23 protein-coding genes and 1 riboswitch are annotated in these 26,980 nt (G+C 69.9%); of the genes, 10 read left to right on the top strand and 13 right to left on the bottom strand.

The genetic code is table 11. From position 1 onward, the window contains the following. The first annotated feature begins 16 nt into the window (after positions 1-16). The 4 genes from ACFYXF_RS50245 to ACFYXF_RS50230 all read left to right on the top strand — a co-directional run bounded on the left by ACFYXF_RS50245 (position 17) and on the right by ACFYXF_RS50230 (position 5,501). A complete protein-coding gene (locus tag ACFYXF_RS50245) occupies positions 17-2,104 on the top strand; it encodes an MMPL family transporter (RefSeq protein WP_389360910.1) in 2,088 nt (695 codons plus the stop codon). Between the two features lie 119 nt (positions 2,105-2,223). Then, positions 2,224-3,420 (top strand): sensor histidine kinase, encoded by a 1,197-nt coding sequence (locus tag ACFYXF_RS50240; protein ID WP_389360835.1) that lies wholly within the window; start codon positions 2,224-2,226, stop codon positions 3,418-3,420. After that, on the top strand, positions 3,417-4,088 hold the full coding sequence (locus tag ACFYXF_RS50235; RefSeq protein WP_389360833.1) for a response regulator: 672 nt from the start codon (positions 3,417-3,419) through the stop codon (positions 4,086-4,088). The genes ACFYXF_RS50240 and ACFYXF_RS50235 overlap by 4 nt, the downstream gene beginning before the upstream one ends. 189 nt (positions 4,089-4,277) lie before the next feature. Beyond that, positions 4,278-5,501, top strand: a complete 1,224-nt coding sequence (locus ACFYXF_RS50230) for an exo-alpha-sialidase (RefSeq protein ID WP_389360831.1) — start codon at positions 4,278-4,280, stop codon at positions 5,499-5,501. On the opposite strand, the gene ACFYXF_RS50225 is transcribed toward ACFYXF_RS50230, so the two are convergent. Next, a complete protein-coding gene (locus ACFYXF_RS50225; RefSeq protein WP_389360829.1) occupies positions 5,502-6,920 on the bottom strand; it encodes a PQQ-binding-like beta-propeller repeat protein in 1,419 nt (472 codons plus the stop codon). A gap of 190 nt (positions 6,921-7,110) precedes the next feature. On the opposite strand from ACFYXF_RS50225, the gene ACFYXF_RS50220 reads away from it, so the two are divergent. Both ACFYXF_RS50220 and ACFYXF_RS50215 read left to right on the top strand, forming a co-directional pair. After that, complete coding sequence (locus tag ACFYXF_RS50220) at positions 7,111-7,347, top strand: type II toxin-antitoxin system VapB family antitoxin (RefSeq protein WP_389360827.1); 237 nt, start codon at positions 7,111-7,113, stop codon at positions 7,345-7,347. Beyond that, positions 7,344-7,760 carry a PIN domain nuclease gene (locus ACFYXF_RS50215; protein ID WP_389360825.1) on the top strand — a complete coding sequence of 139 codons (417 nt, stop codon included), beginning with the start codon at positions 7,344-7,346 and terminating at the stop codon, positions 7,758-7,760. Before ACFYXF_RS50220 ends, ACFYXF_RS50215 begins: the two co-directional genes overlap by 4 nt. Positions 7,761-7,813: 53 nt before the next feature. Here the strand turns inward: ACFYXF_RS50215 and ACFYXF_RS50210 are convergent, their stop codons facing one another. From ACFYXF_RS50210 to ACFYXF_RS50190, 5 genes are read right to left on the bottom strand one after another with little or no spacing between them, the layout of a single operon-like run. Next, positions 7,814-8,749: a dihydrodipicolinate synthase family protein gene (locus tag ACFYXF_RS50210; RefSeq protein ID WP_389360823.1), complete on the bottom strand. Its 936-nt coding sequence runs from the start codon at positions 8,747-8,749 to the stop codon at positions 7,814-7,816. After that, positions 8,749-9,861 (bottom strand): ABC transporter ATP-binding protein, encoded by a 1,113-nt coding sequence (locus ACFYXF_RS50205; protein WP_389360821.1) that lies wholly within the window; start codon positions 9,859-9,861, stop codon positions 8,749-8,751. The genes ACFYXF_RS50210 and ACFYXF_RS50205 overlap by 1 nt, the downstream gene beginning before the upstream one ends. Positions 9,862-9,890: 29 nt before the next feature. After that, positions 9,891-11,873 carry a dipeptide/oligopeptide/nickel ABC transporter permease/ATP-binding protein gene (locus ACFYXF_RS50200; protein WP_389360908.1) on the bottom strand — a complete coding sequence of 661 codons (1,983 nt, stop codon included), beginning with the start codon at positions 11,871-11,873 and terminating at the stop codon, positions 9,891-9,893. 52 nt (positions 11,874-11,925) lie between these two features. Then, positions 11,926-12,885 (bottom strand): ABC transporter permease, encoded by a 960-nt coding sequence (locus tag ACFYXF_RS50195; protein WP_389360819.1) that lies wholly within the window; start codon positions 12,883-12,885, stop codon positions 11,926-11,928. A gap of 44 nt (positions 12,886-12,929) precedes the next feature. Beyond that, positions 12,930-14,576: an ABC transporter substrate-binding protein gene (locus ACFYXF_RS50190; protein ID WP_389360817.1), complete on the bottom strand. Its 1,647-nt coding sequence runs from the start codon at positions 14,574-14,576 to the stop codon at positions 12,930-12,932. A 267-nt stretch (positions 14,577-14,843) separates the two neighbouring features. On the opposite strand from ACFYXF_RS50190, the gene ACFYXF_RS50185 reads away from it, so the two are divergent. Beyond that, the gene (locus ACFYXF_RS50185; RefSeq protein ID WP_389360815.1) at positions 14,844-15,575 is read left to right on the top strand and encodes a FadR/GntR family transcriptional regulator; all 732 of its coding nucleotides are present in this window, start codon (positions 14,844-14,846) and stop codon (positions 15,573-15,575) included. Between the two features lie 73 nt (positions 15,576-15,648). On the opposite strand, the gene ACFYXF_RS50180 is transcribed toward ACFYXF_RS50185, so the two are convergent. Continuing rightward, positions 15,649-16,590: a hypothetical protein gene (locus ACFYXF_RS50180; RefSeq protein ID WP_389360813.1), complete on the bottom strand. Its 942-nt coding sequence runs from the start codon at positions 16,588-16,590 to the stop codon at positions 15,649-15,651. Next, the gene (locus ACFYXF_RS50175) at positions 16,587-17,135 is read right to left on the bottom strand and encodes a SigE family RNA polymerase sigma factor (protein ID WP_369036642.1); all 549 of its coding nucleotides are present in this window, start codon (positions 17,133-17,135) and stop codon (positions 16,587-16,589) included. Before ACFYXF_RS50175 ends, ACFYXF_RS50180 begins: the two co-directional genes overlap by 4 nt. A 79-nt stretch (positions 17,136-17,214) precedes the next feature. Between ACFYXF_RS50175 and ACFYXF_RS50170 the strand changes: the two genes are divergently transcribed. Further along, positions 17,215-17,658: a protein-tyrosine phosphatase family protein gene (locus tag ACFYXF_RS50170; RefSeq protein WP_389360810.1), complete on the top strand. Its 444-nt coding sequence runs from the start codon at positions 17,215-17,217 to the stop codon at positions 17,656-17,658. Positions 17,659-17,681: 23 nt separating this feature from the next. Here the strand turns inward: ACFYXF_RS50170 and bla are convergent, their stop codons facing one another. Further along, positions 17,682-18,575, bottom strand: a complete 894-nt coding sequence (gene bla / locus ACFYXF_RS50165) for a class A beta-lactamase (RefSeq protein WP_389360808.1) — start codon at positions 18,573-18,575, stop codon at positions 17,682-17,684. Positions 18,576-18,737: 162 nt separating this feature from the next. Here bla and ACFYXF_RS50160 point away from each other — a divergent pair, with 162 nt between their 5' ends. Beyond that, the gene (locus ACFYXF_RS50160) at positions 18,738-19,715 is read left to right on the top strand and encodes an FAD-dependent oxidoreductase (protein WP_389360806.1); all 978 of its coding nucleotides are present in this window, start codon (positions 18,738-18,740) and stop codon (positions 19,713-19,715) included. On the opposite strand, the gene ACFYXF_RS50155 is transcribed toward ACFYXF_RS50160, so the two are convergent. The 4 genes from ACFYXF_RS50155 to ACFYXF_RS50140 form a co-directional block, all read right to left on the bottom strand. Then, positions 19,705-20,937, bottom strand: a complete 1,233-nt coding sequence (locus tag ACFYXF_RS50155) for a GNAT family N-acetyltransferase (protein WP_389360804.1) — start codon at positions 20,935-20,937, stop codon at positions 19,705-19,707. The genes ACFYXF_RS50160 and ACFYXF_RS50155 overlap by 11 nt on opposite strands. 652 nt (positions 20,938-21,589) lie before the next feature. Next, positions 21,590-22,612, bottom strand: coding sequence for an ABC transporter substrate-binding protein (locus ACFYXF_RS50150; RefSeq protein WP_389360802.1), 1,023 nt, complete (start codon positions 22,610-22,612; stop codon positions 21,590-21,592). 41 nt (positions 22,613-22,653) lie between these two features. Then, positions 22,654-23,421, bottom strand: coding sequence for an ABC transporter ATP-binding protein (locus ACFYXF_RS50145; protein ID WP_389360800.1), 768 nt, complete (start codon positions 23,419-23,421; stop codon positions 22,654-22,656). A 4-nt stretch (positions 23,422-23,425) separates the two neighbouring features. Beyond that, a complete protein-coding gene (locus tag ACFYXF_RS50140) occupies positions 23,426-24,466 on the bottom strand; it encodes a FecCD family ABC transporter permease (protein ID WP_389360798.1) in 1,041 nt (346 codons plus the stop codon). Positions 24,467-24,529: 63 nt separating this feature from the next. Next, positions 24,530-24,610, bottom strand: a riboswitch (cobalamin riboswitch). Positions 24,611-24,770: 160 nt separating this feature from the next. Between ACFYXF_RS50140 and ACFYXF_RS50135 the strand changes: the two genes are divergently transcribed. Then, on the top strand, positions 24,771-26,879 hold the full coding sequence (locus tag ACFYXF_RS50135; protein WP_389360796.1) for an acyltransferase family protein: 2,109 nt from the start codon (positions 24,771-24,773) through the stop codon (positions 26,877-26,879). Positions 26,880-26,980 lie beyond the last annotated feature (101 nt).

The following is a 26,980-nucleotide window of genomic DNA, read 5'->3' as shown; positions in this document are numbered from 1 at the left end:
AGGGGAGGGTCTCGACATGGAGGCCGCAAAGACAGTGACGAGGGCCCGGCGCCGACGAACCGTGCCCTGGCTCGTGCTCGGGCTGTGGGTCGGGGTGCTCGCGATCGTGGGGCCGTTCGCGGCGAAGCTCTCCGAGGTGCAGCACGACCGGATCACCGACTATCTGCCGGCGAACGCCGATTCGACCCAAGTCGCCAGGATCCAGGACCAGTTGCCCGGCGGCGAGACCACCCAGCTGGTCCTCGTCTACCACCGCGACGGCGGACTCACCGCCGCCGACAGGGCGACGGCCGCCGCACAGGTCGACCGGATCGCCGGCGAGCACGTCCTGACGGCCGCCCCGCAGGGCGTACCGTCCGCCGATGGCGCCACCCTCATGTACCCGGTGAGCAGCAACGAGCCCGGCACCGACGAGGACAAGCGGGACGCCCTCGTCAACGACGTACGCGAAATCGCCCACACCGAGGGCGGGTTGGACGTCGAGGTCGGCGGTCCCGGCGCGCTCGCCACGGACGCCTCCGAGGTCTACAACTCGCTCGGCGGACCGCTGCTCTACACCACCGTCGGCGTGGTCGCCGTCCTGCTGATCCTCATCTACCGCAGCCCGGTGCTGTGGCTGGTGCCGCTGGTCGTCGCGGGCATCGCCGACTTCCTGTCGATGGGCGTCGCCTACGGCCTCAACCAGGCCTTCGGCACCACGGTCTCGGGCCAGAGCTCGGGCATCATGACGATCCTCGTCTTCGGCGCGGGCACGGACTACGCACTCCTCCTCGTCTCCCGCTACCGCGAGGAACTACGGCGGATCGAGCGGCCGTACGACGCGATGCTCGCCGCCCTGCGCGGCTGCGGGCCCGCCGTCCTCGCCTCCTCCGGCACGGTCGCCGCCGGGGTGCTGTGCCTGCTCGCCGCCGACCTCAACTCCAGCCGCAGCATGGGCCCGTTGGGCACGGTGGGCGTGTTGTGCGCACTGGTCGCGATGCTCACGCTGCTCCCCGCGATCCTCGTACTCCTCGGCCGCCGGGTGTTCTGGCCGCTCGTCCCCGCGTACGGCAGCACGCCCAAGGTGCGGCGCCGCTCGCTCTTCGCCGCGATGGGCAGCTCCGCCGGGCGCCGGCCCCTGGTGGTCCTCGCGAGCGGTGCCGTCCTGCTCGGCGCGCTCGCCCTGGGCGCGCTGAACCTGCCCGGACCGGTCAAGCAGGAGGACGCCTTCGTCGACAAACCGGAGGCCGTCGCCGCGATGCAGACCCTGGCGAAGGCCTACCCCGACCGGGGCACCCAGCCCATCAGCGTCATCACCCCGGCCGGCCGGGCGGACCGGACGCTCACGACGATCCGGGCCGCCGACGGGATCAGCGACGCGCAGAAGGGACGTACGGGAGACGGCTGGACCGAGATCACCGTCTTCGCGAAGGACGCGCCCCAGTCGGCCGCCGAGACCGCGACCATCGAGCGGCTGCGGGACGAGCTGAAGGGCTCGTACGTCGGCGGGCCGAGCGCCCAGCAGATCGACCTGGTCGACACCAACGCGCGGGACCGGTGGGTCGTCGTACCGATCGTGCTCCTGTCCGTGCTGCTGATCCTGGTCGCGCTGCTGCGCTCGCTCGTCGCGCCGCTGATGCTGGTGGCCGCCGTGGTCGCGGTGTGGGGGGCCTCGCTCGGCATCGGGGGACTGGTGTTCGGGCCGCTGCTCGGCTTCGAGGGCACCGATCCCGGGCTCGGGCTGCTGTCCTTCGTGTTCCTGGTCGCGCTGGGCGTCGACTACGGCATCTTCCTCATGCACCGGATGCGCGAGGAGGCGCTGCGGGGCGCGGAACCGGTGGCGGCGGCGCTCACCGCGCTGCGGACGACGGGCGGGGTCATCGCCTCCGCCGGACTGGTCCTCGCGGCGACCTTCGCGGTGCTGACGAACATGGGGCTCGTCCAACTCGTAGAACTGGGCTTCGTGATCGCGGTCGGCGTGCTCCTCGACACCTTCCTCGTCCGGACGTACCTGGTGACGAGCGCGAGCGTGGCGCTGGGGAGGCGGGTGTGGTGGCCGGGGGCGCTGTCCCGGAAGCCGGACCCGGACGCCGTACGACAGGAACGCCAGCCGGAACCCGTATGAGGTCCGTCGTACGAGCGAGCGGGCGCCCCTCCCTGCCGGAGGGGCGCCCGTTGGCGGAGGATGAACCCGTGCAGCCGACTACCGGAAGAGCGGCCCGTGTTGGATGGGGCGAGCGGATCATGGCGGCGATCATCCGCGACCCGCGCAGCGCCCCGCACGCGACCCGCAACGACGCGCTGCTGGCGCTGACGACCGCCGTCGTCGGTACGGCCGTGGCCCTGCTCGTCGACGACGGCCGCCGCCCCGACGCACTGGGCTGGGTCCTGCTGCTGGCCCTCCAGGTGCCGCTGGTGTGGCGCAGGCGCCGCCCGATGCTGGTCCTCGCGGTGGTGGTGGCGCTGGTGGTGCCCTACCACGCCCTGGACAACAACCACTCGGCGCCGACCCCGGCGGCCTTCGTGGCCCTGTACACGGTCGCGGTCACCGGCCGCCCCCTGCGCACGCTGCTGACCGGCATCACGGTCCTCGCCATCTCCATGTCGGTCATGCTGACCGTTGACACCAAACAGGCGATCGAACTCCTGCGCATCTTCGGCTGGATCATCGCCGTCCTGTTCGTCGGCATCGACCTCCGCTTCTACCGCGAGTACGTGTCCGCCATCGTCGAGCGTGCGGAACGGGCCGAACGAACCCGCGAGGAGGAGGCCCGCCGCCGGGTCGCGGAGGAACGCCTCCGCGTGGCCCGTGACCTGCACGATCTGCTGGCCCACACCATCACCCTGGTGGGCGTCCAGACCTCGGTGGCCGCCCATGTCCTGGCCGCTGATCCGGACCGCCTGGACCGGACGGCGGTCGCCAAGGCCCTGGACGACATCGCCGAGACCTGCCGAACGGCCCGCGGTGAGCTGCGTACGACGCTGGAGGTACTGCGGGAGGGCCAGGGCGCGGGAGACGCCCGCGGCCCGCTGCCGGGCCTGGCCGGACTGCCCGACCTGGCGGAGACGGCGCGGGTGGCGGGCGCGAAGGTCGAACTGGAGGTACGGGCGGACTCCGTACCCCCGGCGGTGGGCGCGGCGGCCTACCGCATAGTCCAGGAGGCGCTCACGAACGCCGTACGGCACGGAAGCCGGGAGGATCTGACGGTACGGGTGCGGCTGTACGGGGGTGAGGGCGCCCTGCGGGTGGAGGTGACGGACGACGGGGTTGGAGTGGGCCCGCCTGGGGAAGGCCGCGGGTTCGGGCTGGTGGGGATGCGGGAACGGGCGCGGAGTGTGGGCGGCACGCTGGATGCCGGCCCGGGGGAGGACGGGGGGTTCAGGGTGAACGCGGTACTGCCGTTGCCGGTGAACAGGGAAGACCGGGAGGGGACCGGATGACCGCGATCCGTGTACTGCTCGCGGACGACCAGACTCTCGTACGGGCGGCCTTCGCGATGCTCGTCGAGTCGGCGCCGGGCATGGAGGTCGTAGGACAGGCGGGTACGGGCCGGCAGGCCGTCGAACTGGCCCGCAGCGCCCGCGCCGATCTGGTCGTCATGGACATCCGGATGCCCGACCTGGACGGTATCGAGGCGACCCGGCTGATCGCCGCCGACGAGGATCTGGCGGGCGTGAAGGTGCTGGTCCTGACGACGTACGACACGGACGAGCACGTCGTGGAGGCGCTGCGCGCGGGCGCGTCGGGCTTCCTCGTCAAGGACACGAAACCGGCGGAACTCCTGGACGCGATCCGCACGGTGGCGGCAGGCGAGGCCCTGCTCTCCCCGGGCCCGACGGCGAGCCTGATCGCCCGTCTGCTGCGCAGCGCCGAGGCGCCGACGACGACGGGCGGCCCCGAATGCCTGTCCGAACGGGAACGCGGGGTGCTGAGGCTGGTCGCCCGGGGCCTCAACAACACGGAGATCGCGGAGACCCTGGGCCTGAGCCCGCTGACCGCGAAGACCCACGTCAGCCGGATCATGGGGAAGCTGGGCGCGCGGGACCGGGCGCAGCTGGTGATCGTGGCGTACGAGTCGGGGTTGGTGACGCCGGGGGGAGTGACGTAGCGGGGAGTGGCGCAAAGGGGAGTGGTGGGCGTGCGGGTACGTATGTTCCGTACGTGCTACGAGTGGTGACGGATCGTCAGCGGGGTTACTGTCACCTCCTGTTGTCGTGGTACCGGCACGTCGACACTGTCGGCACGTCGGTATCCGCATGCTCCGACCCCACTCCACTTCACTCCGCAAGGGAGAGCGATGAGGCCCCTGAGCCGTACGCTGCTCGCCGCGACCACCGGCGCGGCCCTGATCATCGGCACCGGAATCGGCACCGGCCTCACCGCGACGAAGGCCCGGGCGGCGGCCGCCCGTTCGTACTGCACGTCATCGGTGCCCTACACCGCGGGCAAGGGCGGCTACGACACCTACCGCATCCCGGCGACGGTCACGACCCGCAAGGGCACCCTCCTGGCCTTCGCCGAGGGCAGACACGACGGCGCGGGGGACAGCGGCGACATCGACGTGGTCCTGCGCCGCTCCACGGACGGCGGCTGCACCTGGGGCCCGCTGTCGGTGGTCGCGGCCGGGAACGGTGACACGCGGGGCAATCCGGCGCCGGTGGTGGACCAACGGACGGGCCGGATCGTGCTGGTGACGTCGTACAACTCCGGCGCGGTGACGGAGGCCCAGATCATGCGGGGCGAGGCGACGCCGGAGCAGAGCCGCAGGGTCTTCGTCCAGACGAGCACCGGCGCGAGCGACGGCCGCCGCTTCACGCGCCCGAGAGACATCACAGCCCAGACGAAGCTCCCGAACTGGCGTTGGTACGCGACGGGCCCGGGCCATGCGGTGTATCTGACTCGCGGCCCTCACGCGGGCAGGATCGTGATCCCGTCCAACCACTCGGTGGCCCCGCCGACGGGTTCGACGGACACGGGCCAGGAGTCCAAGTACTACGGCGGCCACGCGATCTACAGCGACAACGCGGGCCGCACCTGGCACTTGGGCTTCGTGGACGATTCGTACGACGGTGTCGAGAACGCCAACGAGACGAGCGCGGCCCAACTCCCGGACGGCAGGCTGTACTTCTCGTCGAGGGACCAGAGCGGGGTGGCGCCCGGGAATCGCCTGGATTCCTATTCCAGTGACGGCGGGGAGTCCTTGGACCGCCCGTACACGGTCCAGCCCACCCTGAACGACGTCCCGATCGTGCAGGGGAGTGTGCTTCAACTCCGGGGCGCATCGGGCGCGTTGCTGTTCTCGGGGCCTTCGGAGCCCACGGCGCGGCGGTCGATGGCGATCTGGCGGAGCGGGGACGGGGGAGAGACGTTCACCAAGGTGCTGACGTTGTCGAACCGTCGGGCGGCCTACTCGGACCTGGTGCCGGTGGACCGGCGGGTGCTGGGGGTGCTGTACGAGACGGGGACCGACGGGACGTACGAGTCGATCGAGTTCCGGCGGGTGGGTGTGGGGACGGTGTAGTCAGGAATCGGAATCCCCACGATCCCCGCGTCGTAACGCGTACAGCGTGGGGGCTTTTCGCTCTCCCGGCGTCTTCTCGGGAGGATCCGGGAACGGCATGGCCAGGACGTAGAGCGTGCGGCCGTCCGGGCATGTGATGGCGTTGCCGTTGGCGGACAGGGAGTGGCGCCAGCGGGTGGTGCCGGACGCGGGGTCCAGGAAGTGGAGCGTGCCCCGGTCGCCGGCCTTCGTGGCGCGGGTGGGGACACAGACCGTGCCGCCGGCCAGGACGGGGCCCTCCGAGCCGACGTAGGTCCCCATGTCGCGGGTCCAGCGGCGCCGGCCCGTGTCGGCGTCGAAGACCTGGACGAGACAGGAACCGGTCGTCTCCGGGGGCTCGTTGCCCCCGGCCAGGACGGTGTCACCGGAGACGCGGAAGGTTCGTACGATGTCGATGCCGGTGTCCGCCTGCCAGCGCAGGCGGCCGGTCGACACGTCGACGGCGGCGAGGGTGGTGCGGTACTCGTCCCCGTAACGGCGGACCGCCGCGTACACCGTGCCGCCCACCCGCTGGACCCTCAGCTCGGTGCCGACCGGCAGCTTCCCCGCCCGCCGCAGGTCCTTCCCGGAAACGGCGTCGAGCGTGACGAACGCGTTGTGCTGTTGGTCGGCGCTGCCGCTGCTGGGACTGGCGGTCATGTGGAGTTCGCGTCCGGCCAGGACCGGGGCGCCCAGGAAGCCTTCGGAGGGGGACTTCCAGCGCAGCGCGCCGGTCTCCAGGTCCAGCGTCCAGGCCATCGAGCCCTCGCTGAACACCCCGGTGGTCAGGTGCACCAGGCCGTTCCCGGTCACCGGCGCGGACGGTCCCACGGTCTTCGCGGGCAGCCGGGTGCTCCACCTGACCTGGCCGGACCTGGCGTCGAACGCGTGGACGACGGTGTCCGAGGCGACGGAGTCCTTGCCGATGACGACGAGCATGATGTCGCCGGCCGCCGGTGTCGGGGGGTGCTCGGTCAGACCCTCGACCTCGTGCTCCCAGAGCACGCGGCCGGAGGACGCCTCGACACCGTTCACGACCGTCCGCCCGGCCGTGCGGACGCCGGTGATGCAGACGACGCCCGCGCCGAAGGCCGGGACGGACTGGCTGTCGAGGTCCGACAACGCCTGCCACCGCTTGGCGCCGCGGGACTGGTCCAGCGCGGTCACCCCGCCGAAACCCGACAGGTACAGGACTCCGGCGTGTGCGTTCAGCGCCGAGGGATACACCCCGTCCAGCGGTTGGGCCCAGACCTCCTCCCATGGCCACTGCTCCGCGTCGCCGCCGAAGAGCTGCCAGGCCCCCACCCCGCCGGCCACCGCCGCGAGTCCCCCCGCCCCCAGCACCATGAACCGCCGCCGCCCACCGAACCGCCCCGCCGCCGCACCATCCGTCGCCGTCATCCCGCCAGCCGCCCCCGCCTCAATCCGCCGCACATGACCTGTCTCGGCGCAGCATTCTTGCGTGGCGGGGGGTGCTTGAAGAAGGACTTCGGCCATGTGGAGTGACGAAAGCAGTTGACGGATGATATCGGAAGGTGCCGATCTTGATATCGTGGCCGTATCGCAGTCCAACCGGATCGAGGAGGGACGCATGACACGAACCGTCATCGATGTCGACGATGAGATGCTCGCGGAGGCCGCGGAGATCTTCGGTACCACGACCAAGGTCGCCACGGTGAACGCGGCCCTGGAGGACGCGATCAAGCGCCGGAAACGCGCGTCGTTCCTGGGCTGGCTCGCGGAAGGCGGCCTGCCTGATCTGACCGGCCCGGTCGAGACCACGGACGACTCCGACCATTCCGCGGACGACCCGCACCAGGCCGCATGAGCGAGCGCTTCCTCATCGACAAGTCCGCCCTTGCCCGCTACCCGAAGCCTGCTGTCCGGGCCGTGATCGATCCGCTGCACAACGCCGGTCTGCTGGCCGTGTGCGGAGCGGTCGAGCTTGAGGTTCTGCACAGCGCCCGCTCCAAGGCGGACGCGGAACGCATCCGCGACGAGATGCGGGGCTTCGACTGGCTCCCCACGCCCGACGAGGCGTGGGACCGCGCACTCGACGTACAGACACGGCTCATCGCGGCCGGTAATTGGAAAGCCCTGTCTGTCGCCGACCTGGTCATCGCGGCGACCGCCGAACGCAATGGCGTGACCGTCCTGCACTACGACGGCGACTACGACATGATCACGAGCGTGACCGGCCAGCCGACGCACTGGGTAGTCCCTGCCGGAAGCGCCGACTGACATCTTGCTGGGCAGCGGGGCATGCCCGTGCTTCGGCCCCGGGGGCCGCGCGGTTACAACAACCCCGCCCCCGCCAAGAACTTCCCCACCCGCTCCACCTCGTCCTCCGACAACGGAATCTGCGGATCAGCGGTAACCGGGCAGTCGATCACCCCCCGCAAATACAGCGCCGCCTTGAACGCCCCCAGCCCCGCCGAGCTGCCCCCCATCCGCACCGGATCCCCCGCCCCCACCATCCCGAACAGCACGCACAACCGTTCCTGCTCGGCCCTGGCCCGCTCCCAGTCACCGGCCCGGCAGAACCGGTACAGGCGGACGTACCCGTCCGGGTCGACGTTCGCGAGACCCGGTACCGCCCCGTCCGCCCCCATCGCCAGCGCCGAGTCCACCAGCAGTTCGCTGCCCGTCAGGACGCTGAAGCCGGTGATCCCGGGGTGTTCGCGGGCGCCCGTCACCACCGCCCTGAACGACGCCATGTCGCCGCTCGAATCCTTCAGGCCCGCCAGGACACGGTCCGCCGCCAGTTCCAGCACCAGGCCGGCCGGCAGCTTGCTGTGGACCGAGGCCGGGAGGTCGTACGCCACCACAGGGACCGGGCTGCCCGACGCCACCAGGCGGAAGTGGCGGGCGATCTCCGAGGGGTGGGTGCGCGTGTAGAAGGGGGCCGTCACCACCACCGCGTCCGCGCCCGCCGCCGAGACCGACCGTACGTGGTCCAGTACCCGGGGTGTCGTCATGTCGATCGCGCCCGCCAGGACCGGTAGCGCCCCGGCGACATGGCCCACCACCGTCTCCACCACCAGCCTGCGCTGGTCGTCCGTCAGATATGCCGCCTCCGACGACGAACCGAGCACGAACAGGCCGTCCACGCCCGCCTCCACCAGGTGGTCGACCAGCCTGACGAGCGAGCGTACGTCCACCCCGCGGTCCGGTGTCAGGGGAGTGCAGACGGGAGGGACGACACCGGTCAGGGGGGTGGGGTAGGTCATCAGGGCTCCCTGGGATCTTTCGGGGTGTTCGGTGGTTCTACGGGGGTTTCCTGCACGTCAGAGGCCATGTGAGAGGCAGTGTCAGAGGCCATTTCGGGCACGGCGGTTGCCGCCTGGGCGACCAGTTCCCTTGTCGCCCGGCCTTCCTCCACAGGGTGATGGCAACGGAAACGGTGTCCCGGGATTGACGCGGCCGTGAACTCCGGCATCCCCTCCGAGCAGACCTCCGTCGCCTTCCAGCAGCGCGTGCGGAACGGGCAGCCGGACGGGGGGTGCGTCGCTGAGGGGACGGGACCCACCAGTGGGATCGGGTCGATCGGGTCCAGCAGGCCCGGTGTCGCCGAGAAGAGTGCCCTTGTGTACGGGTGACGCGCCCTGTCCGTCACCTCGTCCGCCGGGGACTCCTCCACGATCCGGCCCAGGTACATCGTGATCACCCGGTCGCTCATCCGCCGTACCGTCTGGATGTCGTGCGAGACGAAGACGAGCGCCAGGCCCAGCCGCTCCTTCAGGTCCAGGAGCAGGTTCAGGATCTGGGCCCGGACCGATACGTCGAGCGCGCTTGTCGGCTCGTCGGCCACCACGAGGTCCGGGTTCAGTGCCAATGCCCGCGCGATGGCGACCCTTTGGCGTTGGCCGCCCGACAGTTGGCCCGGCAAGCCGTCCGCCAGCGCCCTCGGCAGGCCCACCAGGCCCATCAACTCCCTTACCCGCTCCTCCCGTTCCTTCGGCGTGCCCCGCCTGTGCACGTCCAGCGGGTCGCGGAGGATCTGGCGGATCGTCAGGCGGCGGTTCAGGGCCGTCGACGGGTCCTGGAAGATCATGCCCGTGCCTGTGCCGATGGCTGATCTGCGCTCCGCCGGCTTCATCGTCCACAAGTCGGCGCCGCGGAAGGAGACTTGGCCGTACGTCGGTGGCTGTACGCCCACCAGCACCTTCGCCAGCGTCGACTTCCCGCAGCCCGACTCGCCCACCACGCCCACCGTTTCGCCGGGCGCGACCCTGAAGTCGGCTCCTGTCAGGGCGTACACGCGGTCGCGGGTGAACAGGCCGCCGCTGCGGGCCTTGTGGACCACGTGCGTGTCCGACAGTTCCACCAACGGAGTCGACACGGACGTAACAGTCGTAGCTGTACTGGTGCTCACTGCACGATCTCGCTTCCCGTCGGCTCCGGCGTCGTCAGGTCGATCGCCGGGTGGTGGCAGGCCGCCAAGTGCGTGGGTACGCCCAGGAGATCGGGGGCCGTCGTGCGGCACACCTCCGTCGCCATCGGGCAACGGTCCGCGAAACGGCAGCCCTTGGGGAAGTCGGCGGGGGAGGGGACCGTGCCCTTGATCTGGGTCATGCGGATCGCCGCCGACTCCAGCGACAGCACGCTGCCCAGCAGGCCCCGGGTGTAGTGGTGTGAGGGGGAGCCGACCAGGTCCGCCGTCACGCCCGTTTCGACGATCTGGCCGCCGTACATCACGACCACCCGGTCCGTCACGTCCGCCACCAGGGCCAGGTCGTGCGAGACCAGGATCAGGGCGAAGTCCAGCTCCGAGCGCAGGCGCAGCAGTAGCTCGATGATCTGGGCTTGTACCGTCACGTCCAACGCCGTCGTCGGCTCGTCCGCCACGATCAGCTTCGGGTCCCGGGACAGGGCCATCGCGATCAACACGCGTTGGCGCTGGCCGCCCGACAACTCGTGCGGGTAGCTGCGGAGGGTGCGTTCGGGGTCCAGGCCCACCAGACCCAGGAGTTCCTCCGGTGTGCGGTGGCCTCCCCGTCGTACGACCTGCTTCAGCTGCGAGCGGATCGTCATCGCCGGGTTCAGGGACGACAACGCGTCCTGGTAGATCATCGCCATCTCGTGGCCGAGCAGCTTGCGCCGTACGCGCATCGGCTCCGTCAGCAAGTCCCGCTGGTTGAAGCGGACTTGGCCGGACACCCGCGCGCCCTTCGGCTCCAGGCCCATCACCGTCAGTGCGGTCAGCGACTTGCCGCAGCCCGACTCGCCCACCAGGCCCAGTACTTCGCCCGGGTGGACCTCGAAGCTGATGCCGTCGACGATGTCCACGCCCGAGTGACGTGCGGCGAAGCCGATCGTCAAGTTCTCGACCGCCAGTATCGGCAGGCCGGTTGGGACCGGGCGGGCCCGCGAGCGAAGGCGTTGCGCCGCCTCCGTCAGGCCCGGCAGCTCCAGGACCTTGCCCGTGCCCGGCTCGGGGGCCTCCAGGGGGTCCTCGTCCTCACGGACCTCCACGTCTCTCGCCGCCGGTGCCGCCCAGGCGTCCGACACGCCCTCCGAGAGGACGTTCAGCGACAACACCGTGATCAGCATCAGCAGGCCCGGGAAGACCGTCGCCCACCAACCGCCCGTCAGGACCATGTTCTTGCCGTCCGCGATGACGCTTCCCCAGGACGGGTCCGGCGGCCGTACGCCCGCGCCGATGAACGACAGCGACGCCTCGAAGACGATCGCCTCCGCCACCTGGACCGTGCAGAACACCAGGACGGGTGCTGCGCAGTTGATTGCGACGTGGCGAAGAACGATGTGTGGCGTTCTGGCGCCGATCACCCGTTCCGCCGTCACATAGTCCTCGCCGTACTGGTCCAGGACGTTCGCCCGCACCACCCGCGCCACCGGCGGGGTGAACAGGAACGCGATCGCGCAGATCAGGACCGTGATGCCGCCGCCGAAGACCGCGACGAGTACGGCGGCCAGCGCGATGCCCGGGAACGCCATCACCACGTCCAGGCAGCGCATCAGCGTCTCGTCGACCGCCTTGCGGGACGTCGCAGCGATCGCGCCGATCAACGCGCCCACGGTCAGGGCGAGTGCGGTCGCGCCGAGGCCGATCGCCAGGGACCAGCGGGCGCCGTACATCAGCCGGCTCATGATGTCGCGGCCGAGGCTGTCCTGGCCCATCCAGTGCTCGGCGGAGGGGGCTCCCGTGCCGCCGACCAGGGGCTGTTGGTCCAGCGGGTCGTGGGGGGCGATGTACGGGGCGAAGACCGCCACGAACACCACCAGCGCCAGGAAGCAGACCGCGATCCGGGAGAGGACCGGGAGGCGGCGCCAGCCGCGCAGCCGGATGCCGGGGCGGGAGAGGAGGGCGGCCAGGCGCCCCCGCTCGAACATCATGAACATCCGGCCGCACCCTTCGTTCGCGTGGACGTGAACAGGAGGAACATCAGGCCGCATCCCTCAATCGCGGGTTGACCAGGAGATAGAGGATGTCGATGACCAGGTTCACGACCACGAAACCGGTCGCCGTCGTCAGGACCACTCCCTGGACGACGGCCGGGTCGCCGTTCTTCACAGCGTCGATCATCAGCTTGCCCATCCCGGGGAGCGAGAAGATCGTCTCGATGACGACCGCGCCGCCGAGCAGATAACCGACGCGCAGGCCCAGCACCGTGAGCGGGTTGATGAGCGCGTTGCGGAGCACGTTCCGGCCCACCACCACCCTCGGCGGCAGACCGCTGCCGATCGCCGTACGGACGTAGTCCTTGTCCAGCTCCTCGACCACCGCCGTACGGACGATGCGCGTGAGCTGCGCCGCGACCGGGAGGGAGAGCGCGAGGGCCGGGAGCGTCATCGTCTTCAGCCAGCCGGTGAAGGAGTCGGCCGGGTTGATGTAGCCACCCGTCGGGAACCAGCCCAGGTCGACGGCCAGGTACTGGATCATCAGCAGCGCCAGCCAGAAGCCGGGCGCCGCGACCCCGGTGAGTGACACGACGCGGATGATCTGGTCGGGGAGACGGTCGCGGTAGATGGCCGCCGTGACACCGCCCAGGAGGGACAGGACCACCGCGATGGTCAGGCCCAGAAAGGTGAGCTGGACGGTGAGCGGCAGGGCGGTGGCGACCTGGTCGAGCACTGCCGCGCGGGTCAGCGCGCTGGTGCCCATGTCGCCCTGGAGCAGGTCGCCGATGAAGTGGAAGTAGCGGACGGGGAAGGGGTCCAACAGGCCATTCTGTTCACGGAAGTCGTGCAGCTGCTGCGGGGTCGGGTTGGCGCCCTGGAAGAACGCGGAGGCCGGGTCGACGTCCGAGAACCGCATGACGAGGAACACGAACAGCACGATGCCGAGCATCAGCGGGACGAGCAGGAGGATCCTGCGGGCCAGGATTCTGGCGATGGCGACCACGTACGAACTCCCGTACAGCTAGCGGTGTTTGGTGGCGGCTATGGCTAGACCCACTTGGCCTGGAGGAGGTTGATGCCCGGGTACGGCTGAGCCCTTATGCCGGCGAGCTTCTTCGGGTCCCAGGCGGTCATCAGCTCGTTGTGGACGACCGGATAGAGCACGGCCTCCTCGGCGACGATGTCGATGTAGTCCTGGATCATCGCCTTCTTCTTCTCCGGGTCCGGCTCCTGCGTCGCCCGGTCCATGTCCTTGAAGAGCTGCTTGGCCACGGAGTTGTCGGCCCAACGGGCGTAGCCCATCCAGAGGTTCTGCGGGCCGTAGTTGTAGTGCATGATCAGGTCCGCGTCGAGGCCGAACTGGTTGGGGTTCGAGGCGGCCGACACGACCTGGTAGTCCTGCTTCTGGTCCATCTTCGTGAACACCGCGGTGGTTTCCTGCGGGTTGAGAGTCGTCTCGACGCCGATCGCGTCCCAGGACGCCTTGATGGTGGGCAGGCAGTCGACGATCCAGCTGACGTTCACGGACAGGATCTCGATCTTCAGCCCCTTGACCCCGGCGGCCTTGAGGAGGGCCTTCGCCTTCTCCGGGTCGTAGTCGTAGACGACCTTCGCCGCGCGGTAGCTGGGGTTGGCCTCGTTGAGGAAGGACGAGGACGGCTTGCCGTGGCCCTTGAGGGCGACCTCGACCATCTTCCCGGTGTCGATGGCGTAGTGCAGCGCCTGCCGGACCCGTACGTCGTCGAAGGGCTTGCGCTTGGTGTTGAACATCAGGAACAGGTTGTTCATCCCCGCCCCGCCCTGGACGTCCATCCCCCCGCTCCTGAGCTGCTCGATATTGGCGTACGGGATGTTGTCGGCGATCTGCGCGCCGGCACTGGACCCCGAGATCTTGGCGACGCGGGGCGCGGCATCCACTATCGTCATCCAGTTCATCTTCTTGAACGCCGCTTTGCGCGGACCGTTGTAGGCCGCGAACGCCTCGAACGTCGTGTTCGACTTCGGGTGGTGCGCGGTCTGCCGGTACGGCCCCGAGCCGATCGCCTTTCCCTTGATCGCGTCGTCCCAGCCACCCGGCTGGGAGAAGACGTGCTTCGGCATGATCTTCGCGAGCGTCAGCCGGGAAACGCCTTCCGGGAAGGGGAACTTCAGCACCAGCTCGACATTCTGCGCGTCGACCTTTTTCACTTCTTTCAGCCAACTGGCGAAAAACCCTTTGGCGAGCGTCTGCGTGTTCGGATCAAGGATTCGATCGAATACGAAGACCACGTCGTCGGCGGTGACCGGCTTTCCGTCGTGGAAGGTCGCCCCGGCCCGCAACGTGAACTTCCAGGAGGTGCTGTTGAGATCCCCGGGGACCGCTGTGGCGAGCGCAGCGTACGGCTCACGGGAGATGGGATCCGTGTCGAGCAGACCCTCGTAGATGTGGTTGTTGGCGGCCATGGAGAAGGCGGAGGCCGTCTGCGTGGGGTCCCAGCTGCCGTCGTTTCCGTAGCCGATCACGGCCGTGAGCGTGCTGTTCGCGCCCCCGGTGCCGCCCCCGGTGTCGTTCGTGGACTCCGGCCCGGAGGAACAGGCCGACAGTGAGGAGGAAATGGCGGCGGCGGCACCCAGCGCGCCGGTGTACTTCAGGAACGACCGACGGTGTGGGGCGGTCGATACGTCGCGGGCAGTGCCGCGGGTCACGTCGCGCACGATTCCTCCTGCGGGGTGGGGTCCGAAAAGGTGAGGAGATACGACGTCCTACGTCATAGGGGGCAGCGTGACCATAAGAGGGGCGGTGGGGCCGGTCAAGAGATCGCACACGAATGGCGTATCTGCCAGAGGTGCGACCAATGACGATATGAAATTCACCCGACGGTGTATCAAGGGGGCTGCGAATTCCGAGTAGTTCCAGGTGGTTCGATTTTGATATGCCTGGAGGTGGGACGTGGGATGTCCGGCGAGCGTACGATGCGCCGCATGTCTCAGGAGTCCGGGAAGCGGCGCCGGCCCGAGCGGCGGGTGAGCGGCCAGGTCCAGCGCGAGGTCATGCAGTTGATTCTCGACCGCAAACTCCGGGCGGGCGCACCGCTGCCCACCGAGGTCGAGCTGATGGCGTCCCTCGGGGTCAGCCGCAACTCCGTCCGCGAGGCCCTCAAGGCGCTCCAGGCCCTCGACATCGTGGAGATCAGACACGGCTACGGGACGTACGTCGGACAGGCCTCGTTGACCCCGCTGGTTGACGGACTGACGTTCCGTACGCTCGCCCGGCACGACGGGGACGGCGCCGCGCTCGCCGAGATACTCCAGGTCAGGGAGGTGCTGGAGGACGGGATGATCCGGCGGGTCGCGGCCGTGCTGTCCGACGCGGAACTGGACCGGCTGGATTCGGTCGTCACCCGGATGGAGGAGGCGGGCCGCGCGGGCCGGCGCTTCCCCGAACTCGACCGCGAGTTCCACGAGGCGCTGTACGGCCCCCTCGGCAACGCCCTCGTGCCGCAGCTGCTCGCCGCCTTCTGGACGGTGTTCCGCCGTGTCTCGGGCGCCCGTGGCTGGCACGACGACCCGGCACCGGAACTGACGGCCCGCCGCCACCGGGACATCGTCACGGCGTTGCGCGCCCATGACGTGGAGGGCGCGCAGCGGGCACTGGCGGTGCACTTCCGGGGGATCGAGGCGCGGGCGGCGCAGGAGTCCCGGGGGGTGGGGTGAGGGGTGGGTGTACGTGAACGGGGGCGCCGTCCCCTGTGCGGCGCCCCCGCTCACCTCCCCGTCGCGGCCTGTCCTACGGCAGCGTCTTCTCGTACCCGGAGTCGTTGTCCGAGTCGTAGACGACCGCGCCCGTGCTGTCGTACCCCTTGATGTGCGGGGCCAGGGTGACCTGCTGGTTCAGGGTGCCGGAGGCCACGAACCAGCCGTGGTCCAGGGCGGCTTCGCTGGTGTCGCCGCCGTACGAGACGGTCACTTTGGTCACCGAGGGCTCGAACCGGCCGATGGTGCTCCAGCGGAACGGAAGCTTCCAGTTGCCCTTGTCGATAACGGATTGCTGGTACAGCTTGCCGCCGTTGTCGTCCGCCATCACCGGGCCGCCGTTGTCGAACGTCAGGCCGCCGACACTGGAGTTGAGGCCTGAGGCCTCGCCGTCCTTGATATTGCAGATCAGCCGGGTCAGCTGCGGTTGCTGCGGCTGTTCCTTGACCGCGACGACGTAGATGCCGTCACCGGGCGCGTTGGAGTCGCCGGTGCTGTTCTGCGCCAGGATGATCCGGTAGTCGACGGCGTCACCCAGATCGGTCCGCGTCGCGGGCTTCTGGTGCTTCTGCATCTCGCGGTCGTACGCGAGGCACTTCTCCAGCCCGTCCGAGGCCTGCGCCAGGGTGATCCCGTCGAGCAGCTGCCCCGGCGTCGCAGGACCGGCCGGTCCAACGGGCGTCGACTGCACGGGAGTTGGCGTCACAGGCGGCTGCGAGGCGCTGACGGAGGGCAGCGGCGCCGCCAGTTCCGTGCCTCCGTTGCCGCTCACCGCGTACGCCCCCACGGGCGCCGCCGCCAGCGCGACCAGGACCGCACCGGCCGCCGCCACCCGCCGCCGGCGTTCCATCGTGCCCCGGCGGCGGATCGTCGGATACGGCACCGCCGAGGGCCGGATCGTGTAGGCGTCTTCAGCCATCAACTCGCGCAACTGCTCCTCAAATCCCTTCTCAGGTTCCCGCTGTTCCCCGGTCATCCGAGGCCTCCCCGAACGTGTGCCGTGTGACTGGGTTCGGGGCGGCCCACGACCTGCGCCAGCCCCGGATACGTACGCAACTTCGCCAGCCCCTTGGAAGCCTGGCTCTTGACCGTGCCCTGGGAGCAGCCGAGCGTGTCGGCGACCTCTCCCTCGGACAGGTCCTCCCAGTAGCGCAGAACGACCACCGCCCTTTGCTTGGGCGGCAGCTGGGCGAGCGCGCCGAGCAGCGCGCTGCGCTCGTCGGCCCAGGAGACGGCCTCGTCGCGGCCCGCCGTCTCGGGCGGCGCGTCGGTGAGCGACTCCCGGACACGCCGCTTGCGGAACCGGTCGCTGTTGCAACTGACCAGCATCCGACGGACGTACGCCTCCGGACTGTCGCTGCGCGAGACCCGCCGCCAGGAGCGGTACGCCTTCGCCAGCGCCGTCTGCGTGAGGTCCTCGGCATGATGGGCGTCGCCGGTCAGCAGATACGCGGTACGCACCAGATGGGACCACCGCGCTCTGACGAAATCATGGAACTGGGCCTCTAGTTCGGCCTGCATCAAGCACCCCCTCGCCCACCAGACCACCGTTTCCCCGGAATCGGTTGCCCGGCGGGCGGGACCGGGTTCGAATGGATGGGTGGACGAGCCGGTGGCTGGGTCATGGGACGAGCGGGCCCAGGGTGTACTGCGGCTGCCCTCCGGCCGCCTGATCAGGGGACGCGGCCTGCGCCGCCCCCTCGACCCGACGGCGCCGGTCCCCTCGTACGCCGTCTATCTCCTCGGTAGCCAACCCCCGCAAGTTCCTTGGGAGTTCCGCTGGCTTCCCTGGCCCGACTTCCGCCTCCCCAAGGACCACGTGGAGGCTCGCGCGGTCCTGGTCGAGGTGTGGGAGCGGGCGGCGGGGGAGCGGGTGGAGGTCGCGTGCGGGGGTGGGCGGGGGCGTACGGGGACGGCGTTGGCGTGTCTTGCGGTGCTGGACGGGGTGCCTGCGGGGGAGGCGGTCGGGTATGTCCGCCGGCACTATGACCGGCGGGCGGTGGAGACGCCTTGGCAGCGGCGGTATGTGCGGGGGTTCGGGTGAGGCGGTGAGGCGGTGCCTCCCGGTCAGTTGAGGGTTTCCGCGAGTAGTGCCGCCGTCTCCGCGATCAGTGCGTCGTCCCGTACCGCGTCCTGGTCGGGCATCGTGGAGAGCACGGACAGGACGACGGGGGCGCCGGTGTCGGTCCAGGCGATGCCCACGTCGTTGGCGGTGCCGTAGGAGCCGGAGCCCGTCTTGTCGGCGAGGGTCCAGGTCGGCGGGAGACCCGCGCGGAAGCGTTTGCCGCTGGTGGTGTTGTTCAGCAGCCAGTGGGCGAGGAGTTCGCGGTCGCGCCGGTGCAGCGCGTCGCCGAGGACGAGACGGGCATAGGTGCGGCCGATCGCGCGCGGGCTCGTCGTGTCCGTCTTCCGCCACGGCTCGGCCGAGTTGAGGTCGGTCTCCCAGCGGTCGAGGCGGGTCACCCGGTCGCCGAGGGAGTGGGCGAAGCGGGTGATCGCGGTGGGGCCGCCGAGTTCACGCAGAAGGAGGTTGCCCGCGCCGTTGTCGCTGTAGGTGATGGCCACCTCGGCGAGTTCGGCGACGGTCATGCCCTCGGCCAGGTGTTCCCTGGTCCGGTCGGAACCCGTCGCCGGCAGGTCGGCCTCCGTGTAGTGGATACGGCGGGCCAGGAACTCGCCGTTCCGGTCGAGGTCGCGCAGGACGGCCGCGGACGCGAGCGTCTTGAACAGGGAGCACATCGGGAACAGTTCGTCGGCGCGGTGCCGGACGGTTCGCCGGGTGGTGAGGTGGTGGGCGAACACACCTAAGCGCGCTCCATACCGCTCCTCCAGTGCGCGCAGGCGTGCGGTGACGGTGGAGACCGTGGATGCGGTGGAGTTGGCGGCGGCCGGGGTGGCCGTGGCGACGAGTGTGGCGGCGGCTGTCGCGAGCACCGTGCGGCGACGCGGCTCGAATCTCACGGTTGTGCTCTCTTTCGTTCGGTGTCCGTCGATGATCTCTGTCCGTTGACGTCCGTTGACGTCCGTAGACGATCTCTCCTGTGATCGACGCGGTGGGTCTTTCGTCGGTTGCCGGTTCGGCTAGCCTCGAAAGTCCCGGATGACAACGTTGCGGAGGCGAGTGTGTCGGCCAGTGCGGTGGTGATCGGTGCCGGAGTGTCAGGGCTCACCACGGCGGTGTGCCTCGCGGAGTCCGGAATGGACGTCCGGGTGGACGCCGATCAGTTCCCCGGTGCGACGACCTCGGCGGCCGCCGGCGCGATGTGGGATCCCTATCTGGCCGAGCCCCGCCACCTGGTCGAGCGATGGAGCCGGGAGACTCTGGCAGTGCTGACCGCGCTGAGCACCGATGCGGACACCGGAATCCGGCTGGTGGAAGGTACCCAGGAGTCCAGACTTCCCTGCGACATGCCGACTTGGGGCAGCCTGGTGGGCGCGCGTATGTGCGCACCGGACGAACTCCGGCAGGGGTTCGTGGCCGGGTGGCACTACCGCGCACCCCTCGTCGACATGCCCCGATACCTCGACTACCTCGTCCGACGGCTCGAACAGGCCGGCGGATCGATCCGCCGGCACCGTTACGACACGCTTGAGGAGGCGATGCGGGAAGCGCCGGTCGTCGTCAACTGCACGGGTTCCGGAGCCCGTTCACTGGCGGCCGACGCCTCGGTCGAGGCGGTGCGCGGGCAGTTGGTCGTGGTGGAGAATCCCGGAATCCGGTCCTTCTTCTGCGACGACACCCCGGGCGCCGAGGACCTCACCTACATCTATCCGCACGCCGACTGGCTGGTCCTGGGAGGAACAGCGGACCGGGGCAACTGGGAACGTCGGCCCGACGAGACGGCGGCCCAGGAGATCATCCGCCGCTGTGCCGCCATCGAGCCGTCGATCGCCGGAGCCCGGGTGATCGAACAGCGGGTGGGGCTGCGGCCGGTACGGAAGCAGGTCAGGCTTGAGCAGGAGCGACGCGGGGACACGGGCACGCTGCTGCTGCACAACTACGGTCATGGCGGAGCCGGACTGACGCTGTCGTGGGGGTGCGCCCGAGAGATCGCGGAGCGGATCCGTACGGCGGTGGGATCTACCGGATCTACTCCCTGATCTGCCACTGCCGGCGCTCCTCGATGTCGGCCTCCGCGCCTCGGCGAAAGAGATAGAGCCAGGTCCGGGCCGCGAGGGTGGCGGTCAGGGCGGTGGTCCACGGCCAACTGGTGGCATCCGCCGCCACCAGCGCCGCGCCGACCGCCGGCGAAACCGCCGTGAGCACCATCAGGGCGAGTTCGGGCCGGGACCGCCGGAACCGGTGGGCTATCGAGAACTCGGAGTGCTCGTACCAGCCGATGGCGGCGCTGAGCACGACGGCCAGGATCATCGTGGACCACGGATCGCCGCTGGCCTGTGCGTAGGTGACGGGGAGCGAGATCAGGAAGGGGAACACACCGCCGTACTCGGACAGTACGTTTCCCCACTTCATGATCTTGCCGAATGCGTTCGAGCGGATCCGGGCCAGCTCGCCGGAGGCGCTCGCGTAGATGATCAGGGAGAGGACGGTGCTGAACGTCGCTCCGATGAGGAGCAGCCGTACGTCGTTGGGGAACCGGGACGACGAGAAGGCGAAACCCAGGAGGAAGGTGATCGCCGCGAGTACGGAGCCGGAGAAGGCAATGCCGGCGGCGGCCTCGCCGGACTGGAGGGTCGCGGGGTCGTCCTGCTCGAACCGGGCGATCTCGAAGGCGGGTTTGCCGCCCAGGGTCACCAGCGCGGTCACGGCTTGGTCGGACGGCGTCAGGGACTCCGTGAGCTGCTCCCGGGCGTGGGCGGGTACCAGATGCCGTGCGTCCGGATCCACGTACTCGACTCGCGCCTTGTGCTGATAGTGGATGTGGAGAGCGTCGTCGCGGGTGCTGCCGGTGCCGCCGGTGCGCATGACCCGGGTTCCTATGAAGCCGCAGGCCAGCAGGAGGCGGGTCACCGCCAGTTCCTCCGTCCTCGCCACGGCGGATATCAGGGGCGCCTCACTCGACCTCCGGGGAAGCTCCTTCACCATCTCGGCCAGGAGTCGCGAGGCCACGCCCTGCCGACGTGCGTCCGCCCGGACCGCGATCACCGACAGACGCGCGTGCCCCGGTGACGGCATCTCCGCGGCGACGCAGCCCACCAACTCGCCCTCGGACTCGGCCACTCGGACCAGGTCGCGTTCGATGGCATCGGAGAGGAACGCTGACGACGACGGAACGGCCGCCGCTTCGAAGGAATCGGCCAGCAGGGAGCGGAGTCGGGGCAGATCGGCAGGGGAGGCCGCCCGGGTGGACCATGCAGCCATGTCCGTCCGTTTCGTTCAGCTCAAAGGCAAGGTCAAGGTGGTGTAGACGGTCATGATGCATCACAACTGGGCGGGTTCGTCGGTAAGTTGTGGCCCGTCTTGCCTGCCTCTGCGCGGACGCACGTGCGGGTGTTACGACGGCCTGCGCGCCCGGAAGCGTAGCCCCCCGCACCTCCGAATGCCGGTCCACGGCTGCGTCCGTGAAGCCCGCTCTCGTCTTGCGGACCCATTGTTCTCGCCCCCGCCGCCCCTACCCGTCCCATCCCTGGGGGCTGCGCCCCCAGACCCCCTTTGTCGCGCTGAACGCGCTCGTCCTCAAACGCCGGACGGGCTGGGTGGGGGCTGGGTGGGAAGGGGTGGGCGCCACGCGCTCGTCCTCAAACGCCGGACGGGCTGGGTGGGGGCTGGGTGGGAAGGGGTGGGCTCCGCGCGATTGTCTTCAAGCGCCGGACGGGCTGGAGGGGGCCTGGGCTCGCCTCGCAGCATTCGTGCCGGTCACTCCCGCCAACCCGCTTTTCTGTTGGGGGTCCGGGGGGTATCCCCCGGGGCGATGCCCGACGCCAACAGCAGCCCTACGATCGGCACATGCCCGCCAACCCGCCGCCCCTCCTCAAGCGCGTCCCGCCGGGTGCCTGGACGGCGTTCACGTATCTCACGCGGGTCCGGCTGCCACCGAGCGCAGATATGCCCCCAGGCGCGCTATCGCCGACGGGTTGCGCGGGCTCTCGACGAGGTCCACGTAGTCCAGGACGAAGATCCGCTTGTGCTTGACGGCCGACACGTTCCTCAGCGGGGCGTACGACAGCAGGAACTCGCGCTTCTGTTCCGCGCTGACGTCCCCGTAGTCGCAGATCACGATGACGTCGGGGTCGCGCTCGACCACCGTCTCCCAGCCGACCGTCGTCCAGGAGTCGGCGAGGTCGTTCATGATGTTGACGCCGCCGGCCTTGCCGATGACCTCCTCGGGCGCCGCGTACCGGCCGGAGGTGAAGGGCGAGTCCGTGCCGCTGTCGTAGAGGAACACCTTCGGACGCGCGCTCCCCGTCGGCGCCTTCGCCGCCACCGCCGCGACCTGCTTCTTGAAGTCCGCGATCAGGGTGGCCGCGCGCCGCTCGACGCCGAAGAGCTTTCCGAGGTTGGTGAGGTCGGTGTAGAGGGCGTCCAGCGGCGGCATGATGCCCCGGGAGGTCTTCGTACGGCCGTTGCGGCAGGACTCGGTGAGGACGTACGAGGGGATGCCGAGCTTCTTCAGCGCGTCCGGGGTGAAGCCGTTGTCGTCGCGGAAGCCGTAGTTCCAGCCGGCGAAGACCCAGTCGCCGCGCACGTCCAGGACGTTCTCCTTGGTGAGCTGGTCCTTGGACAGCCACTTCACCTTTGCGTAGCCGTCCTTCCAGGGCACGTCGGTCAGATCGCCCTTGTCGTCGGGCATGGCGAACCCGGCCATCCGGTCCTCCAGACCGAGCGCGAACATCAGCTCGGTGATCCCGACGTCGTTGGTGACGACCCGCTCGGGCACCTTGTCGTACGTCACCTTCTGGCCGCAGTTGGTGAGGGTGACGGCGGCGGAGGACGGCGTGGCCTTCGCCGAGGGCTTCTCGACGGTCGCACCGCATCCGGTGGCGAGGAGGGACATGAGTACGGGCATGAGTGCGACGGCGACAACTGGCTTGCGCATGGGGGTAGTTCCTCAGGTTCTCAGGACTCAGGACTCAGGGCTCAGGACGGCTTGGGGAGCAGATCGAAGAGCAGCTGCACTGCACCCGTCTCCGGATGCCGCACCGGATGGGCGCGCACCCCGAACACCTCCGCCAGCAGCGCCGGTTGGAGCACCTCGTGCGGCGGGCCCGACGCGACGAGGCGGCCCCCGGCGACGACGTACAGCAGATCGCAGTGGGCTGCGGCGAGGTTGAGGTCGTGCAGGGCGGCCAGTACGGTCAGGCCGCTCGTCCGGACCAGGGACAGGACGTCCAACTGGTGGGCGATGTCCAGGTGGTTGGTGGGTTCGTCGAGGACGAGGACCCGGGGCCGCTGGGCCAACGCCCGTGCGATGAGCACGCGTTGCTTCTCGCCGCCGGACAGGGCGAGGAACCCGCGGTCGGCGAGATGCGCGATGCCGGTCCGCTCCAGGGCGGCGCCGCAGATCTCCCGGTCCCCGGCCGCCGTACGCCCCTGATGCGGCAGCCGCCCCATCGCGACCACCTCCGCGACGGTGAAGTCGAACTCGGAGGACGACTCCTGGGGCAGCGCGGCCAGCACCCGGGCGGCGCCCCGGGGATCCATGGCATGAACATCGTCCCCGTCGAGCCGAACCACACCCCCCGTCGGCCGCAGCGCCCGGTACACGCATCGCAACAGGGTCGACTTCCCGCTCCCGTTGGGCCCGACGAGCCCCACGAAGGCCCCGCTGTCCACCCGCATCGTGATGTCCTCGACGAGCCGGACCGCCCCCGCGTCGACCGACACACCCTCCACATCGAGCCGCATGCCGTCACCGCCCCCCGAACGCGTAGCCGCCGCGCCGCATCAGCAGCAGGAACGCCGGTACGCCGACCACGGCGGTGATCACCCCTACGGGCAGTTCGGCCGGGGCGAGCAGCAGCCGGGACAGTACGTCGGCCCACACCAGCAGTACGGCCCCGGCGAGCGGCGCGATCGCCAGCACCCGCCGGTGATCGGCGCCGACGAGCATCCGTACGACATGCGGGACCATCAGCCCGACGAAGCCGATGGCCCCGCTGACGGCGACGACCGTGCCGGTCACGGCGGCGGTGACGAGGAACAACTCCCGCCGGAGCCGCGTCGGTTGGACCCCGAGCGCGGCGGCGGTCTCGTCGCCCATGGCGAGGGCGTTGAGCGACTCGGCGCGCCGCGCGAGCCACGCCCACCCGGCGAGGACGGTCACGGCGGCGATCGGCACCTGCGCCCAGGTCGCCCCGCCCAGGCTCCCGAGCAGCCACATCATCGCCGAGCGCGCCGCCTCGCCCCGGGCGGCCCCGAACACCATCACGGTGGTGACGGCCTCGAAGCCGTACGCCAGTGCCGTACCGGTGAGGATCAGCCGCAGCGGCGTGAGCCCGTGAGTGGCCGACCGGGCGACGGCGTACACGAGGACCATGGCGGCGAGCGCGGAGGCGAAGGCGGACACGGACAGCGCCCAGACGCCGAGCCCGGCGAAGGCCCCCAGCAGGATCACGGCGTTGGCGCCGACGGCCGCACCGGACGAGATCCCCAGCACGAACGGATCGGCGAGCGCGTTGCGGACCATGGCCTGCACGGCCACCCCGACGGCCGCGAGCCCGGCGCCGACCACCGCGGCGAGCACCACGCGGGGCAGCCGCAGCTCCCAGACGATGGTGTACGCGGCGACGTCCTCGGCGCGGATCGTGCCCCCGGTGAGCCCGTCGCCGAGGAACCGGAAGACCTGCCCCCAGCCGATCCCGGAGGCGCCAAGACCGACCCCGCACAGCAGGGAGAGGAGCAGAAGCAGTATCAGCCCAACGGCCAACGGCACGACGGGTATTCGGCGCACGGGCGGCGTCCTTCGCCTCGGCTCGCAGTCCGCGGCGAGCGGTCACATGGGCACGCGCACCTTGGGTAATCGGGCTCGCACGCCCACCTGCCGGGGGAGTGCATACCGTTGCGGGTCAGCGCCGGAGTCTCACCGGACTTCCCCCAGGGGACGCGTCGGCGAGCGTAGCAAACGCGCCGGACCGGCCAATTCCCGCGGGTCCCCCTATGTCATGTTCTCGCGGACCAGGCTTGCGGCCGGGCGGAAAATTTCTGGTGACCGAACGGAAACGGCCACAACCGTTCGAGTGGACCGACCGTCTCTGATGAGCGTGAAGACCCGACCAGCTACACGACCGACCACGCGACCGGCCACCCCGCAGCCGAGCGAGAACCCCGGCCTACGGCTCGACATCCAAGGCCTGCGGGCCGTGGCCGTGTCGCTCGTCGTCCTCGGGCATGCCGGGGTGCGCGGGTTCGCCGGGGGCTATGTCGGTGTCGACGTCTTCTTCGTCATCTCGGGCTTCCTCATCACCTCGCTGCTGGTACGCGAGTTGGCCGCGAGCAACGCGATATCGATCCGCAGGTTCTACGCCCGCCGCGCGCTCCGCCTCCTCCCCGCGTCGACGCTCGTCGTCCTCGTCACCCTCGCCGGTTCCTGGCTGTTCCTGTCGAGGGTCCGCTTCGAGGAGTACGCCGGGGACGCGCTGAGCAGCGCGCTCTACGCGGTGAACCTCCGGTTGGCGGCGGGCGGCACGGACTACCTGGCGGAGGGGAGCCCGCCGTCCCCCTTCCAGCACTTCTGGTCGCTGGCGGTGGAGGAGCAGTTCTACCTTCTCTGGCCGCTGCTGCTCCTGGTGAGTTGGCGGCTCGCGCGCCGGCGGCGCGCACTGGTGGCGGTGCCGCTCGCGGTGCTGTGTCTGCTGTCGTTCGGGCTGAGTGTGACCGTGACGGAAAGTGCCCCGTCCTGGGCGTACTTCGGTTCGCACACCCGCTTCTGGGAACTGGGTGCGGGTGCGCTGCTCGCCCTGTCCGCCGATCAACTGCGCGGCCTGCCGCCGAAGTTGGCGGCACCGATGGCCTGGACGGGCCTGGCCTGCATCCTCGTGGCGGCGATCCTCTACGGCAACTCGACCCCGTTCCCCGGCTATTACGCGCTCCTGCCGGTGATCGGGTCGGTCCTGGTCCTGGCGGGCGGCTGCGCCCCGTCCCGCTGGGACGCCCAACTACTCCTCGCCAGACGGCCGTTGGTGTGGCTGGGAGGCCTGTCGTACGGCTGGTACCTGTGGCACTGGCCGCTGCTGCTGATCGGGCCCGTGGCGCTGGGCAGACTCCCGGAGAGTACGAGCGTCTGGCTCGCCCTGCTGTTCTGTGCGATCGCTCTGCTGCTGGCGTGGATGACCCTGCGGCTGGTGGAGAACCCCGTACGTTTCCACTCGGTGTTCCGGGGCCGACCGGGGCGTGCGTTGCGGCTCGGGGCGGTGCTGTCGGCGGGGGCTGCGGTGATCGCGATGACGGCGTACGCGTTTCCGCCGCCGATCAACTCGGGTAAGGCGGCAGTTGAGTTGAGGGAGGAGGTGGCGAAAGCACCGGACCCCCAAGTACGCCTGCGTCAACTCCTGGAGGCGCGGTCGAATCGCCTGCCGAGCAACCTCGCCCCGCCCCTCACCGAGATCAAGTCGGCGCGGTCGGCGGTCTATCGGGACGGCTGTCATGTGGCGTACGACAGCACGAGCATGCCGCCGTGCGAGTACGGCGACCCGGCCTCCGACAAGGTCGTCGTCCTGTTCGGCGACTCCCACGCGGCCCAGTGGTTCCCGGCGCTCAACCGGCTTGCCCGGGAGCGGGGTTGGAAGCTGGTGTCGTGGACGAAGTCGTCGTGCAAGGCGGCGAAGGTGACGCTGCGGCGGTTCGACGGGCCGTATGCGGAGTGTGATGTCTGGCGGGCGCGGGCGATCGAGAGGATCGCTGCGTTGAGGCCGGACCTGGTGATTGTCTCGTCCTCGGATGCGGGGGATCCGCTGCGGCCGGAGCGGGATGTCGCCCAGCAGTGGACGGACGGTTTCCGTACGACGTACCGGGCGCTCGGGGTTTCGGGGGCGAAGGTTGTCGCGCTGTTGGACACTCCGTGGCCTCGGACGGATGCGGTGGATTGTGCGGGGCTGTACTCGCTTCGGCTGGACCGGTGCGGGAATCGGCTGCCGGGGGCGATTCGGGATGGCTCGCGGAGGGCGGCGGCGCTTGCTGCGGCGAGGGCGTCGGGGGCGGTGGTGATTGATCCCGTGCCGTGGTTGTGCACGGGTGGGGGTGAGTGTCCTGTGCTGGTGGGCAATACGGTGGTGTACCGCGACGACAGCCACATCTCCGACGCCTACGCCGAGGCGCTCGCCCCTGTGCTGGGCGACCGCCTGACCGAGGTGCTCGGCACGGGCTGAGTTTCTTCGCCCCCGCCGCCCCTACCCGTCCCATCCTCGGGGGCTCCGCCCCCGAACCCCCGTATCGCGCTGAACGCGCTCGTCCTCAAACGCCGGACGGG

It is taken from the genome of Streptomyces sp. NPDC002680 (genome assembly GCF_042889145.1).
GTDB lineage: Bacteria > Actinomycetota > Actinomycetes > Streptomycetales > Streptomycetaceae > Streptomyces > Streptomyces adonidis.
The sequence above is the reverse complement of the archived record's forward strand: the minus strand, read 5'-3'. Positions and strand labels throughout refer to the sequence as shown.

Excerpts from the sequence above, each read along its gene's own strand:
- ACFYXF_RS50240 (WP_389360835.1), top strand. The coding sequence starts at position 2,224 with ATGGCGGCGATCATCCGCGACCCGCGCAGCGCCCCGCACGCGACCCGC.
- ACFYXF_RS50150 (WP_389360802.1), bottom strand. The coding sequence starts at position 22,612 with ATGCGCAAGCCAGTTGTCGCCGTCGCACTCATGCCCGTACTCATGTCC.
- ACFYXF_RS50155 (WP_389360804.1), bottom strand. The coding sequence starts at position 20,937 with ATGGCTGCATGGTCCACCCGGGCGGCCTCCCCTGCCGATCTGCCCCGA.
- ACFYXF_RS50225 (WP_389360829.1), bottom strand. The coding sequence starts at position 6,920 with ATGACGGCGACGGATGGTGCGGCGGCGGGGCGGTTCGGTGGGCGGCGG.
- ACFYXF_RS50210 (WP_389360823.1), bottom strand. The coding sequence starts at position 8,749 with ATGACCTACCCCACCCCCCTGACCGGTGTCGTCCCTCCCGTCTGCACT.
- ACFYXF_RS50135 (WP_389360796.1), top strand. The coding sequence starts at position 24,771 with ATGAGCGTGAAGACCCGACCAGCTACACGACCGACCACGCGACCGGCC.
- ACFYXF_RS50245 (WP_389360910.1), top strand. The coding sequence starts at position 17 with ATGGAGGCCGCAAAGACAGTGACGAGGGCCCGGCGCCGACGAACCGTG.
- ACFYXF_RS50145 (WP_389360800.1), bottom strand. The coding sequence starts at position 23,421 with ATGCGGCTCGATGTGGAGGGTGTGTCGGTCGACGCGGGGGCGGTCCGG.
- ACFYXF_RS50215 (WP_389360825.1), top strand. The coding sequence starts at position 7,344 with ATGAGCGAGCGCTTCCTCATCGACAAGTCCGCCCTTGCCCGCTACCCG.
- ACFYXF_RS50235 (WP_389360833.1), top strand. The coding sequence starts at position 3,417 with ATGACCGCGATCCGTGTACTGCTCGCGGACGACCAGACTCTCGTACGG.
- ACFYXF_RS50180 (WP_389360813.1), bottom strand. The coding sequence starts at position 16,590 with ATGACCGGGGAACAGCGGGAACCTGAGAAGGGATTTGAGGAGCAGTTG.
- ACFYXF_RS50220 (WP_389360827.1), top strand. The coding sequence starts at position 7,111 with ATGACACGAACCGTCATCGATGTCGACGATGAGATGCTCGCGGAGGCC.
- ACFYXF_RS50230 (WP_389360831.1), top strand. The coding sequence starts at position 4,278 with ATGAGGCCCCTGAGCCGTACGCTGCTCGCCGCGACCACCGGCGCGGCC.
- ACFYXF_RS50185 (WP_389360815.1), top strand. The coding sequence starts at position 14,844 with ATGTCTCAGGAGTCCGGGAAGCGGCGCCGGCCCGAGCGGCGGGTGAGC.
- ACFYXF_RS50200 (WP_389360908.1), bottom strand. The coding sequence starts at position 11,873 with ATGTTCGAGCGGGGGCGCCTGGCCGCCCTCCTCTCCCGCCCCGGCATC.
- ACFYXF_RS50175 (WP_369036642.1), bottom strand. The coding sequence starts at position 17,135 with ATGCAGGCCGAACTAGAGGCCCAGTTCCATGATTTCGTCAGAGCGCGG.